Genomic DNA, 12503 nt, shown 5'->3' with positions numbered 1-12503 from the left:
GTTTTGCCGGGCGCGCCGGCTGCCGCTAGCGCGCGGCGGCGACGTGCGGTTCCGTGAAGTCGAACGGCGGCGCGGATGCGACGGCATCCGCAAAGCAGTCGATCAGGTAATCGCACGCGGCGGTGTTCAGCGCGTCGCGCCGCGAAATGATGCCGACCGCGACGCGCGGCAGCGGCTCTCGCACCGGCACCGCGACGACGCGCTCGCGAAACCAGTCGGATTCGAGAAAGCTCTTCGGGCAGCACGACAGCAGATCGCTGCCGTACGACAGCGCGAAGCTCGCGCTGAACGAACTGCATTCGACGACGACGCGCGGCGCGCCGAACCCGCGTTCGAGGAAGTAGTCCTGCAACACGCGCCCGATGCTCTCGGGCGTCGTGTTCAGCATCCAGTCCGCGTCCTGAAGGTCTTCGATGGACTGCGCGTCCGCAAGCGGATGCCCCCTTCTCGCGGACACGATCAGCTCCGCTTCGAGCAGCCGGCGAAACTGGAATTCGCCCGCGACCTTCGTTTCGTCGACGATCGCGATCGCGAAGTCGAGCGTGCCGTCGCGCAGGCCCGCGAGCGCCGAACTGAGGAACCCTTCCTGCACCGCGAGCCGCGTGTTCGCCATCCGCAGCCGGAACGTGTGGATCGCGCGCGCAAGGTACTTCAGCGACACGAGCGGCGTGACCGCGCACGACACCGCGCCGCCGTCGAGGCCGGCCAGCTGGAGCACGTCTTCGCGGGCATGCTGCATTTCCGCGAGAATCAGCTTCGCGCGCGCGTAGATCGCGTGGCCGAAACTCGTGAGTTGCGCGCCGCGCGCGCTGCGCACGACGAGCGGCACGCCGAGGTCCTGTTCGAGTTCGCGGATCGCCTTCGTCAGCGCCGGCTGCGACAGGTACACCGTGCGCGCGGCGGCGCGCAGGCTGCCGTGCTCCGCGATCGCGACGAGCGCGCGTAGCTGGTGATGTTTCAAGGACGTGGCCGGCGAGAGGATGGAACGGAAGACCCGCGCGCAACGCGCGGGAAGCGTGACGACATGCGGCCGATCGTACACCGCGAGAAAAAATTCCGGCAATGAGGCGTCGTCCGGATGCGCGTCGCGACCGGTATCGGTTTTGTACCGGTTCGGTCTCCGTGGGATGTCCGCTTCGATAACCCGCCGTTATCACGATAAGAAAAAGCAAATCGGCGCGGCGTTTTTGTCTCCCTAGACTGGGCCTGTCGTCACGATCGTCAGGCTCTCGAAGCCGGCGAAGCCGCGCACGCCCCCCCGTTTTCAACGAACGATTCACTTCCGACAGGATGCCGCCCATGAAGTCACCGTCACTCGCGTCCGCGGCCAGCCGCTCTCGCGCCTCGCGCAGTTCGCCGCTCCCGACGCGCGGCCTCATCGTCGCGACGACGATCGGCAACGGCTTCGAGTTCTTCGATCTGACCGTCTACAGCTTCTTCGCCGTGCTGCTCGGCAAGCTGTTTTTTCCGCTCGCGTCCACCCAGCAGCAACTGCTGCTGTCGGTCGGCACGTTCGGCGTCGGTTTCGTCGCGCGGCCGCTCGGCGGCGTCCTGTTCGGCGTGCTCGCGGACCGGTTCGGCCGCGTGGCCGCGATGAACGTCACGCTGCTGACGATGGCGGCCGGCACCGGGCTGATCGGCGTGACGCCGACCTACGCGCAGATCGGCATCGCCGCGCCGCTGATCGTGCTCGCGGCGCGGCTGCTGCAAGGGTTTTCCGCCGGCGGCGAAGTCGGCGTCGCGACCGCGCTGCTGGCGGAGCGGGCGGAGCCGGAGCGGCGCGGTTTCGTCACGAGCTGGCAGTTCGCGAGCCAGGGCGCGGCGGCGCTCGCGGGGTCGCTGGTCGGCTTCCTGCTGTCGCATTTTCTCGATCGCGCGGCGCTCGAAAGCTGGGGCTGGCGCGTGCCGTTTCTCGCGGGCGTGCTGATCGCGCCGCTCGGGCTGTATCTGCGCGCGCGCATCGGCGAGGAGCCGGCCGCGGGCGGTGACCGCGCGCCAGGCGGCGTGCTGCGCACCGTGTTCCGCCGCGACGGACGGCTGGTGCTGCTCGCGTTCCTGCTCGTGATCGGCGGCACGTCCGCGCATTTCATCGTGCTGTACTACATGTCCACCTATGCGATCAAGGTGCTGCATCTGCCGATGGATAGCGCGCTGTGGTGCGGCATTCTCGCGGGTGCGGTAATGCTCGTGATGTCGCCGCTCGGCGGCGCGTGGTCCGATCGCTTCGGCCGCAAGCGCGTGACGTTCATATCGCGCGCGCTGCTCACGCTGTCGATCCTGCCGGGTTTTTACCTGATCGGGCATGTGCCGGGCGTCGCGACGCTGTACGCGGTGGTCTGCGTGCTCGCCGCGCTGCATTCGATCAATGCGGGCGCGAACGGCACGCTGCTGCCGGAGATGTTTCCGCGCAGCACCCGCGCAACCGGGCTGTCGATCGCGTATGCGGCGGGCGTGTCGATCTTCGGCGGCTTCGCGCAGTTCATCGTCACGTGGCTGATCGCGGTGACCGGCGACCCGGTCGCGCCCGCATGGTACGTGATCGCGTGCGGCGTGCTTTCGCTTTTCGCGCTCGCGTTCGTCACGGACCGCACGCGCGACGCCATCTGAACGCGGGCCATGCACATGAGCCGGGCTCCGGGCCGGACCTGAGAGATCGATTTGCACTACAACGTTGAATGAAACAGGAACGAGAGGTTGCCATGTCAGACCGCGTTTTTCCCGCATCGGCCGCTTCGAAGCCGGCCGTATCCGATGGGCTGTGCGATGCGTCCGCGCTCACGCTGCTGGAGATGCAGCGCCGCCGCGAAGTCAGCGCGGCCGAGATTCTCGACGCGCATCTGCGCCGCATCCACGAGGTCAATCCGCAGGTGAACGCGCTCGTCACGCTGGCCGACGAGGCGGCGCTGCGCCGTCGCGCGGACGACATCGACAGCCAGTGGGCGTGCGGCGTGTGGCAGGGCGCGCTGCATGGGCTGCCGGTGTCGCAGAAGGACCTGACTGCGACGCGCGGCGTGCGCACGACCTTCGGCTCGAAGCTCTTCGAGCAGCACGTGCCGGCGCACGACGCGCTGATCGTGCGCCGCTGCGATGCGGCCGGCGCGCTGATGATCGGCAAGTCGAACACGCCGGAATTCGGCTCGGGCTCGCATACGTTCAACGAAGTGTTCGGCGCGACGCGCAATCCGTGGGACCTGGACAAGTCCGCGGGCGGCAGCAGCGGCGGCGCGGCCGCGTCGGTCGCGTGCGGGATGAATCCGCTCGCGTGCGGCAGCGACATGGGCGGCTCGCTGCGCAATCCGGCCGCGTGGAACGGCATCGTGGGGCTGCGTCCGTCGCCGGGCCGCGTGCCGCGCGCGCCCGACGCGAACGGCTGGGCGACGCTCGGCGTGGACGGTCCGATGGCCCGCAACGTCGCCGACGCCGCGCTGCTGCTCGGCGCGATCGCCGGGCCGTGCGGCGAGACGCCGACCGAGATCGCGGAGCCGGGCGCGCTGTTCGCCGGTTCGCTGCAGCGCGATTTTCGCGGCACGCGGGTCGCGTTTTCGTCGCGGCTCGCGGGCATCGCGGTGGACCCGGAGATCGAGCGCGCGGTGCACGCGCAGGCGCGCGTGTTCGACGCGCTCGGCTGCGAAGTGGTGTTCGCGGACCCCGACCTCGCGGACGCGGAGCACGTGTTCCGGATCGAGCGCGCGTGGATGATCGGCTCGCTCGTGCAGCGCCTCGGCGACGACGCGCAGGCGCAGCTGAAGCCGGAGATTCACGACGAATGCCGGCTGTTCCGTTCGCTGAGCGCGGCGGACCTCGGCACGATGTTCGAGCGCAAGACCGCGCTGTTCCAGACGATGCGCCGCTTCATGGCCGAGCATCCGTTCTACGTGCTGCCCGCGACGCAGATGCTGCCGTTCGACGCCGATCTGCGCTGGCCGGCGTCGTTCATGGGCGAAGCGTACACGACGTACATCGACTGGATGCGGATCTGCTGGTATCTGTCGTCCACCGAATCGCCGGTGCTCGCGGTGCCGTGCGGTTTCAGCGAGTCCGGGCTGCCGATCGGCATGCAGATCGCCGGCCGCTATCGCGACGACTGGGGCGTGCTGCAACTCGGCCACGCGTACGAAACGGCGGCCGCGCACCGGATGCCGCGTCCGCCCGTCATCGGCGGCGTCTAGCCGCCGTCCTTTCCCGCAGCACTGAACGCGCGCCGGCCCGGCAACGGGCCGGCCCGTCAGGCAACGCGTGCAGGCCCGCGGGGACGCGGTTTGCCCGCGTTCCGCGCAATCTCAACCTGGGTGTCGGACAACATGAATAAAACGCTTCTCGCTGTCGTCGCGGCCGGGGTGCCCGCGATCGCTTCCGCACAAAGTTCGGTCACGCTGTACGGCATCATCGACGAAGGGATCAGCTACACGAGCAACGTCGCGACCGCGAATCCGGACGGCAGCGTGTCCGGCCACAGCGCGATCCGCCTGATGAGCGGCGTGATGCAGCAGAGCCGCTGGGGCCTGCGCGGCGTCGAGGATCTCGGCGGCGGACTGAAGACGGTGTTCGTGCTCGAAAACGGCTTCGACGCGAGCACCGGCAAGCTCGCGCAGGGCGGCCTGCTGTTCGGCAAGAAGGCGTATGTCGGGCTGTCCGGGCCGTTCGGCGTCGTGACGGTCGGGCGGCAATACGACACGAACGTCGACATCCTCGGACCGTTCGAGGTCGGCGACCAGTGGGGCGGCTACATGGCCGCGCATCCGGGCGATCTCGACAACTTCAACAACACGAACTCGACCAACAACGCGATCAAGTTCACGAGCAACCCGTATCGCGGCTTCACCGTCGCCGCGATGCTCGGCCTCGGCGGCGTCGCCGGCGACTTCGCGCGCAATCGCATCTGGTCGGCGTCGGCGGCTTACGTGAACGGGCCGTTCGCACTCGGCATCGGTTATCTGTCGGTCGCGAATCCGAACACGTCGTTTTTCGGCAGCACCGGCAGTCCCGCGCCGACGCTCGGCGGGATCCCGGGCAGCAACATGGCGTCGCCGGTTTATGCGGGTTTCGCGTCCGCGCGGACGATGACCGTGATCGGCGCGGGCGCGGCGTGGACCGTCGGGGCGGCCACGCTCGGCGCGACGTGGTCGAACACGCGCTTCCGCGATCTTGGCGATGCGGCGTCCGGGCCGAATCCGCAGGGCCTCGCCGGCACCGCGCTGCTGAACAACGCGGAGGTCAACTTCCGCTACCAGTTCACGCCGGCGCTGCTGTGGGGCGCGGCTTACGACTACACGAACGGCGCATCGGTCGGCGGCCGCGACGGCGCGACGTATCACCAGGTCGCGACCGGCGTCGATTACCTGCTGTCGAAACGCACCGACGTCTATCTGATCGGCGTGTACCAGCAGGCGTCCGGCACGGATTCGACCGGCCACGCGGCGGTTGCCGCGATCAACGGGCCGTCGGCTTCCGCGAACGGCAGGCAGGCCGTCGTGCGCGTCGGCATGCGGCACCGGTTCTGATCGCGCCTGTTCAGCGATCGTCGGACACCGCGGACAACGGTGTCGCGACGTGCTCCAGCGGCTTGCGCTCCGCATCGACGCCCCAGATCGCGGCGATCACCGCCGCGCCGATCATCAACGCGGAACCGACCAGGTAACCGGTGAACACTTCGCCGCGCTGATGCGTGTCGATCAGCCGGCCGAAGAACGCCGGCCCCGCGATGCCGCCGAGCGCGGTGCCGAACGCGTAGAACACCGCGATCGCGAGCGCGCGGATTTCGAGCGGGAACGATTCGCTGACGGTCAGATACGCGGAACTGGCCGCCGCCGACGCGAAGAAGAAGATCACCATCCACGACACCGTCTGCGTGGTCACGTCGAGCAGGCCGTGCGCGAACAGATAACCGCTGACGGTCAGCAGGATGCCGGACAGCGCATACGTGGCCGCGATCATGACGCGGCGGCCGATCACGTCGAACAGGCGGCCGAGCACCAGCGGCCCGAGAAAGTTGCCGAGCGCGAACGGCAGCAGATACTGGCCGACGCGGTCGCCCGGCACGCCGTAGAAGTCGGTCAGCACGAGCGCATAGGTGAAGAAGATCGCGTTGTAGAAGAACGCCTGCGCGGTCATCAGCGACAGCCCGACGAACGCGCGGCGGCGATGCACGCCGAACAGCGTGCGGAACACGTCGGCGAGCGGCGTGCGATGCCGTGCGCGCAGGCGCAGCGCGTGCGTTGGCCGGTCGTCGAACGTGTGGCCGGCGTCGCGAAAACGCGTCTCGATCTGCTCGACGATCGCGCGCGCGTCGTCGTGCTCGCCGTGCGTGAGCAGCCAGCGCGGGCTTTCGGGCACCCACGCGCGCATCGGCAGGATCACGAGCGCGAGCGCCGCGCCGATCAGGAAGCATACGCGCCAGCCCCAGTCCGGCGGCAGCAGGCCCGGATCGAGCAGCACCAGCGAGCCGGCCGCGCCGGCGCCCGCGCCGACCCAGAACGTGCCGTTGATGCCGAGGTCGGTCCAGCCGCGCACGCGTGCGGGCGTGAACTCCTGGATGGTCGAGTTGATGGCCGCGTATTCGCCGCCGATGCCCGCGCCGGTCACGAAGCGGAACGCGACGAAGCTAGCGAAGTTCCATGACAGCGCGGTGGCCGCGGTCGCGAGCAGATAGACGGTCAGCGTGATGAAGAACAGCTTGCGGCGTCCGAGCCGGTCGGTGAGCCAGCCGAAACCGAGCGCGCCGAGCACCGCGCCGGCGATGTAGCCGCTGCCGGCAAGCCCGACTTCGGCGTTCGTCAGATGCAGCACGGGGCTCGCCTTCAGCGCGCTCGCCACGGCGCCCGCGAGCGTCACTTCGAGGCCGTCGAGCAGCCACGTGACGCCGAGCGCGACGACGATCAGCACGTGAAAGCGGCCCCATGGCAGGCGGTCGAGGCGCGACGGCAGGTCGGTTTCGACGACGCCGGCGGACGGCGCGGTGTCGGTGGCGGCGGTCGATTGCGGCATCGGCGCTCCGGGAGCGAAGTGAACAAGCGGGTGCGGTAGCAAGGCGCGTACCGCGGTTCGCGGGTTTACGCCTCGCTTATGCAGCGGCCACGCACGCTCAGTAACGCGCGGCGAAAACCGCGTCACGCATGCGGTTCCGACGCATCCTCTGCGGGGTCGCCGCCCGGCGCGGCGAACAGGTCCGGCTGGAACGGCTCGACCGCCGCCGGCTGCGCGCCGGCCAGCGTCAGCGCGCTGACGCGCACGCCGAGCAGCCGCAGCCTGCGTGTCAGCGGCACGCGCTTCAGGCATTCGGTCGCCGCGCGGCGGATCGCGGCGGCGTCGGCGGTTGCCGCCGGAATCGTCAGGTCGCGCGTGACCGTCTCGAACGTGTCGAAGCGCAGCTTGATGCCGACGGTGCGGCCGACATAACCCTTGCGTTGCAGGTCTTCCGCGACGCGCACGCACAGCCGCGTGAACGTCTCGGACAGCAGCGGCCGGTCGTCGCGCGGATGCAGGTCGCGTTCGAAGGTCGTCTCGCGGCTCATCGACTTCGGCTCCGACGACACGACGACCGGCCGGTCGTCGATCCCGTGCGCGACCTCCTTCAGCCATGTCGCGTAGCGCAGCCCGAAATGCGTTTGCAGGAATTCCGGCGCGGCGCGCGCGAGGTCGCCGATCGTGTCGATGCCGAGCGACGTCAGCTTCTCGCTCGCCTTCGGCCCGATCCCGTTGACCTTGCGCGCGGGCAGCGGCCAGATGCGCGATTCGATGTCGGCCGGCGTCAGGATCGTCAGGCCGTCCGGCTTGTCGAGTTCGGAGCCGATCTTCGCGAGCAGCTTGTTTGGCGCGATGCAGATCGAGCAGGTGAGGCCCGTCGCGTCGCGCACCGCCTGCCTGATCGCCGCGCCGACCTCGCGCGGCTCGCCCGGCACGTCGGTCAGGTCGATGTAGATTTCGTCGATGCCGCGGTCCTGGATCTGCGTCGTGAACGTCGCGACCGCCGCCTTGAAGAGCCGCGAATAGTGGCGGTACGAGTCGAAGTCGGTCGGCAGCAGAACCGCGTCCGGTGCGAGCTGCGCGGCCTTCATCATTCCCATCGCGGAGAACACGCCGAACGCGCGCGCCTCGTAGGTGGACGTCGTGACGACGCCGCGTCCCACATAGTCGCGCAGCCGCTGGAAGCGGCGCGTGCCGTCGGGCAGCGTTTCCGGCGTCGCGTTGCGGCCGCCGCCGATCACGACCGGCTGACCGCGCAATTCCGGATAACGCAGCAGCTCGACCGACGCGTAAAACGCGTCCATGTCGAGATGGGCGATGCGGCGGGACTGAAGCATGAATGCGAAGGCGTGCGGGTTGAGGTCGGGCGGCTTGCGTGGGCGGGATCGTCCGCACGCGTAATGGTAACGCGTCGGCGATTTCCGTTCCTGGCGCACGGGTAATGGGGCGCGGGAATTTATTTCGGCATCCAGCAGATTTCATTCCATGTCGGCCACATCGGATCATCGAAATTCGTTCGAATAAGAATGCCGGCTGGGTCGTTCGGGATTGATTGCGCGCGCATCGTCAATGCGAAAAGACTCCCGATCTAGGCCGGCTGGAGGCCGGAATCCGCCATGTTAAATAACATGGTTTTGAATAAAGGTTGAGTGGCAGGTTGAGTAGCGGGTTGAGTAGCGCGAAACAATAAGTGCTAATTCAATCGAATTCCGAATCGGGTGAAATTGCTTTAAGGATTTTCGCCTTGCGGCATTAAAAAAAGAAGCTATGATCCCTTCACCGATCCGGAAAAACAGATCTCCCAGCATAAGACGGCAATCAACTGCATCGAGGGAGCGACATGGGCGAGACAAGCGTTCCGATTGATCTGCTTCATTGGATCCTGGCAACCCTTTCGATCATTGCGTTGCTGGTTTTTCTCGTGCCGCTTCGCTGGCGGGCGCCGGAAGCGGGGCCGGGGGCGATGTTCGTCGCCGGCGTGATTGCGTTATTCGCATTCCGCACGCCGGTCACGACATTGACGGTCGCCAGTGCGAAAGGCGTATGGGACGCGATATTCATTCTCTACGTGATGTGGCCCGCGCTGCTGCTTTATCAGATTACCAAGCAGGCCGGCGGATACGACGCGCTTCGACAGGGCATCTCGCGTTTCAGCCGCAACGAACTGTTCATCATCGTCGGGCTCGGCTGGGTGTTCTCGTCGTTCCTGCAAGGCATCGCCGGTTTCGGCGCGCCGATCGCGGTCGTCGCGCCGCTGCTGCTCGCGATGGGCGTGAGGCCCGTGTATGCGGCGACCATCTCGATCATCGCGCACGCATGGGCGCGCTTCTTCGGCACGCTGGGCGTGGGCTGGCTCGCGACGTTGCAGGTGGCCGACGTGCAGGACGTGACCCGCGCCGCGTTCGAATCGTCGCTGCTGCTGCTCATTCCGACCTACCTCGGCGGTTTGCTGATCGTGTGGCTGTACGGGCGCTGGGCCGCGGTGCGCCACGCGTGGCCGCTGGTGCTGATTCTCGGCACGATCCTCGGCTTCGGCCAGCTGCTGTTCGCATTCCTGAGCCCGGAACTCTCGACGTTCCTCGCCGCCGCCGTCGCGATGGTCGCGCTGTATCCGCTGTCGCGCTGGCGTCGTTTCAGCGAGCCGGTGCCGGTCGACGAGGTTCCGGACCGCCCCGCGATGGACGACACGGCGGTGCGCGCGCAGACGGACGCGGAAGAGCCGGTGATGAGCATCGGCATGGCGTTCCTGCCGTACGTCGTGTTGACGGTGGTGACGCTCGGCATCCTGCTGATCGATCCGCTCAATAACGCGCTGCGGCAATTCCGGATCGGCCTGCCGTTTCCGGAGGTGACGACCGGCTTCGGCGTGACCAATGCTGCGGTCGCACGTTATGCGCCGTTCTCGCCGTTGACCCATCCGGGGACGATGCTGCTGATCGCGTCGGTCGTCGTGTGGATCGTGTATCGCGCGAAGGGGTATTACGGCGCGTGGGGAGCGCGGCATGGCACGGAAAATCTCGGCCGCGCGCTGATCGTGGACGGCGTGCCCGCGTCGGTGCCGGTGATCGCGTTCCTCGTGACGAGCCGCGTGCTCGATCACAGCGGCCAGACCCAGGTGCTCGCGCACGGCATCGCGGACGCGTCGCCGCCGCTCGTGTATGCGGGCATCGCGAGCATGATCGGCGCGCTCGGCGCGTTCATGACGTCGAGCAGCACCGCGTCGAACGTGCTGTTCGGCGGCCTGCAAAGCGACGTCGCGCAACTGCACGCGCTGCCGACCGAGGCGATCGTCGCCGCGCAGGCCGCCGGCAGCGCGTACGGCAACGCGATCGGCCCCGCGAACATCGTGCTCGGCACCAGCATCACCGGCATCAAGGGGCAGGAAGGCGCGGTGATGAGGCTGGCCATACCGTGGACGATCATCGTCGCGATCCTGACCGGGATCGGCACGATCGCTCTTGTGATGCTCGCGTGAGAGGTGACTCGCATGGACAAGCTCGTGGCGGAAACCCTGGCGCTGATCCTGATGTTCGCGGCGTTCCCGCTCACCAGCAAGGGCGCGACGGCCGGCAACATGGTGCTGTTGAGCGTCGGGCTGTTGTGCGTGATCGTCGGCGGCGCGTTGCCGATCGTCACGCGGTTCATGGATCACTCCAACGACAAGGTGCGGGACGCGGGCGTCGAGTTCGACGACCGGGCTTCGTGACCGGGCCGTCGGCGCCGGCCGCCGCGTCGCCGCCGGACATCGCCGGCTTCGGGCGCGCGGCGCGGACGGACGTGATGGACGAACAGCAGGGGATCTCACCATGAGTCATCCGAATGGCCCTCGCACCGGCCGGCCGCCCACGCGCGCGCCGCACGGCATGGTCGCGACGCCGCATTATCTCGCGAGCCAGGCCGGCGTGGAGATGCTTCAGCGCGGCGGCACGGCGGTCGATGCCGCGATCGCCGCGAATGCGGTGCTGTGCGTCGCGTATCCGCACATGGCGGGACTCGGCGGCGACGGCTTCTGGCTGATCGCGGACGGCGCGGGCGAGCGGATTCACGCGATCAACGCGAGCGGACCGGCCGCGCAACTCGCGACGCCCGCGCGCTACCGGACCCGCGCGGGCGCCGATGAAATCGCCGCACGCGGGCCACAAAGCGCGCTGACGGTGCCGGGCGCCATCGACGGCTGGCGTCTCGCGCACGAACGCTTCGGGCGCGTGGCGTGGGCGGACCTGTTCGCGCCCGCGATCGGCTACGCGCGCGACGGCGTGCCGGTCAGCCGCTCGCTCGCGGACTGGACCGCGCAGGACGTGCCGATCCTCACGCGGCATCCGGAGACGGCCGCGATCTTTCTGCCGGGCGGCCGCGTGCCGGCCGACGGCGACCGGCTCGTGCAGGCCGCGCTGGCGCGCTCGCTGCAACAGATCGCCGAGCGCGGCGCGCGCGGCGGCTTCTATGACGGCGACCTGGCCGCGCGCATCTGCGCCGCGATCGGTCCGGCCGGCTCGCCGTTGCAAGCCGGCGACTTTGCCGCGTATCGCGCGGAATGGGTCGAGCCGATCAGCACGACGTATCGCGGCTATACGATCCACGAATTGCCGCCGAACACGCAGGGCTTCACGCCGTTGCAGGTCCTGAACCTCATCGAGGGTTACGACGTCGTCGCGTGGGGCGACGGCAGCGCGGACTACTACCATCATCTGGCCGAGGCGGTGAAGATCGCGTTCGCGGATCGCGAGGAGTGGCTGACCGATCCGCGTTTCGTCGCGATTCCCGTGGACCAGCTGATCTCGAAGGCGTACTGCGACGAGCGCCGCAAGCTGCTGGACCCGGCGCGCGCGATGGACATCGCGACGGTGCCGGCCGGCATCCCCTATACGTACCCGCACGAACGCCGCGCGCCGGACGGCGACACCTGCTACTTCTGCGCGGCCGATCGCGACGGCATGGTCGTGTCGCTGATCCAGTCGATCTATCACGATTTCGGCAGCGCGGTGATCGGCGGCGACACCGGCATCATCATGCAGAATCGCGGCGCGTTTTTCTCGCTGGACGAGCATCACCCGAACTGCCTTCAGCCGGGCAAGCGGACCTTCCATACGCTGATCCCCGCGCTGATGACGCGCGACGGCCGGCCGTGCCTCGCGTTCGGCTCGATGGGCGGCGAGGGGCAGCCGCAGACGCAGGCGGCGATGGTGACGCGGATCGTCGACTTCGGCTACGACGTGCAGCAGGCGATCGAAGCGCCGCGCTGGCTGATGGGGCGCACGTGGGGCACCAGATCGCGCAACCTGTCGCTGGAGGGGCGCATCTCCGACGAAGTCGTGCGCGAGCTGAAGCGCCGCGGCCAGCCGGTCCAGATGGTCACCGACTGGAACGACAACATGGGTCACGCGCACGCGATTCTCGTCGACCGGGAGCAGGGGTTCTACGAGGGCGGCGCCGACCCGCGCGGCGACGGGGCCGCGCTCGGCTACTGATCGTCCGGCTGCGGCGCGCATCGACGAGGACGTGCCCGCGTGATCGCGGGCACGCGGCGGCACCATCGCATG

The 12503-nt window shown here is 68.4% G+C and carries 9 protein-coding genes; 6 read left to right on the top strand and 3 right to left on the bottom strand.

What is annotated here, in order from left to right; all coding sequences use genetic code 11:
- Nucleotides 1-25: 25 nt before the first annotated feature.
- Nucleotides 26-961 (bottom strand): LysR substrate-binding domain-containing protein, encoded by a 936-nt coding sequence (locus tag BLV92_RS19150; RefSeq protein ID WP_090551211.1) that lies wholly within the window; start codon nucleotides 959-961, stop codon nucleotides 26-28.
- Between the two features lie 338 nt (nucleotides 962-1299).
- Between BLV92_RS19150 and BLV92_RS19145 the strand changes: the two genes are divergently transcribed.
- From BLV92_RS19145 to BLV92_RS19135, 3 genes are all read left to right on the top strand, one after another.
- Nucleotides 1300-2607 carry an MFS transporter gene (locus BLV92_RS19145; protein WP_090547854.1) on the top strand — a complete coding sequence of 436 codons (1308 nt, stop codon included), beginning with the start codon at nucleotides 1300-1302 and terminating at the stop codon, nucleotides 2605-2607.
- A gap of 92 nt (nucleotides 2608-2699) precedes the next feature.
- Nucleotides 2700-4169, top strand: a complete 1470-nt coding sequence (locus BLV92_RS19140) for an amidase (RefSeq protein ID WP_090547853.1) — start codon at nucleotides 2700-2702, stop codon at nucleotides 4167-4169.
- A gap of 132 nt (nucleotides 4170-4301) precedes the next feature.
- Nucleotides 4302-5501, top strand: coding sequence for a porin (locus tag BLV92_RS19135; protein WP_090551208.1), 1200 nt, complete (start codon nucleotides 4302-4304; stop codon nucleotides 5499-5501).
- 10 nt (nucleotides 5502-5511) lie between these two features.
- Here BLV92_RS19135 and BLV92_RS19130 read toward each other — a convergent pair whose 3' ends face one another.
- Together BLV92_RS19130 and dinB are read right to left on the bottom strand one after the other, a co-directional pair.
- Nucleotides 5512-6984, bottom strand: a complete 1473-nt coding sequence (locus BLV92_RS19130) for an MFS transporter (protein WP_090547851.1) — start codon at nucleotides 6982-6984, stop codon at nucleotides 5512-5514.
- 122 nt (nucleotides 6985-7106) lie between these two features.
- Entirely contained in the window at nucleotides 7107-8300 is a 1194-nt protein-coding gene (gene dinB / locus BLV92_RS19125) for a DNA polymerase IV (RefSeq protein ID WP_090547850.1), read from the bottom strand.
- Between the two features lie 503 nt (nucleotides 8301-8803).
- Here dinB and BLV92_RS19120 point away from each other — a divergent pair.
- The 3 genes from BLV92_RS19120 to ggt all read left to right on the top strand — a co-directional run bounded on the left by BLV92_RS19120 (nucleotide 8804) and on the right by ggt (nucleotide 12431).
- Nucleotides 8804-10438, top strand: a complete 1635-nt coding sequence (locus BLV92_RS19120; RefSeq protein WP_090547848.1) for an L-lactate permease — start codon at nucleotides 8804-8806, stop codon at nucleotides 10436-10438.
- A gap of 12 nt (nucleotides 10439-10450) precedes the next feature.
- Nucleotides 10451-10669, top strand: a complete 219-nt coding sequence (locus BLV92_RS19115; protein WP_090547846.1) for an EmrB/QacA subfamily drug resistance transporter — start codon at nucleotides 10451-10453, stop codon at nucleotides 10667-10669.
- A gap of 100 nt (nucleotides 10670-10769) precedes the next feature.
- The gene (gene ggt / locus BLV92_RS19110) at nucleotides 10770-12431 is read left to right on the top strand and encodes a gamma-glutamyltransferase (RefSeq protein ID WP_090547845.1); all 1662 of its coding nucleotides are present in this window, start codon (nucleotides 10770-10772) and stop codon (nucleotides 12429-12431) included.
- The last annotated feature ends 72 nt before the right edge of the window (nucleotides 12432-12503 follow it).

Source organism: Paraburkholderia caballeronis, assembly GCF_900104845.1.
GTDB classification, from domain to species: Bacteria; Pseudomonadota; Gammaproteobacteria; order Burkholderiales; family Burkholderiaceae; genus Paraburkholderia; species Paraburkholderia caballeronis.
The sequence above is the reverse complement of the archived record's forward strand: the minus strand, read 5'-3'. Positions and strand labels throughout refer to the sequence as shown.

Bases quoted from the DNA above. Each gene is read 5' to 3' on its own strand.
- BLV92_RS19145 (WP_090547854.1), top strand. From the start codon at position 1,300: ATGAAGTCACCGTCACTCGCGTCCGCGGCCAGCCGCTCTCGCGCCTCG.
- BLV92_RS19140 (WP_090547853.1), top strand. From the start codon at position 2,700: ATGTCAGACCGCGTTTTTCCCGCATCGGCCGCTTCGAAGCCGGCCGTA.
- BLV92_RS19135 (WP_090551208.1), top strand. From the start codon at position 4,302: ATGAATAAAACGCTTCTCGCTGTCGTCGCGGCCGGGGTGCCCGCGATC.
- BLV92_RS19130 (WP_090547851.1), bottom strand. From the start codon at position 6,984: ATGCCGCAATCGACCGCCGCCACCGACACCGCGCCGTCCGCCGGCGTC.
- dinB (WP_090547850.1), bottom strand. From the start codon at position 8,300: ATGCTTCAGTCCCGCCGCATCGCCCATCTCGACATGGACGCGTTTTAC.
- BLV92_RS19120 (WP_090547848.1), top strand. From the start codon at position 8,804: ATGGGCGAGACAAGCGTTCCGATTGATCTGCTTCATTGGATCCTGGCA.
- BLV92_RS19115 (WP_090547846.1), top strand. From the start codon at position 10,451: ATGGACAAGCTCGTGGCGGAAACCCTGGCGCTGATCCTGATGTTCGCG.
- ggt (WP_090547845.1), top strand. From the start codon at position 10,770: ATGAGTCATCCGAATGGCCCTCGCACCGGCCGGCCGCCCACGCGCGCG.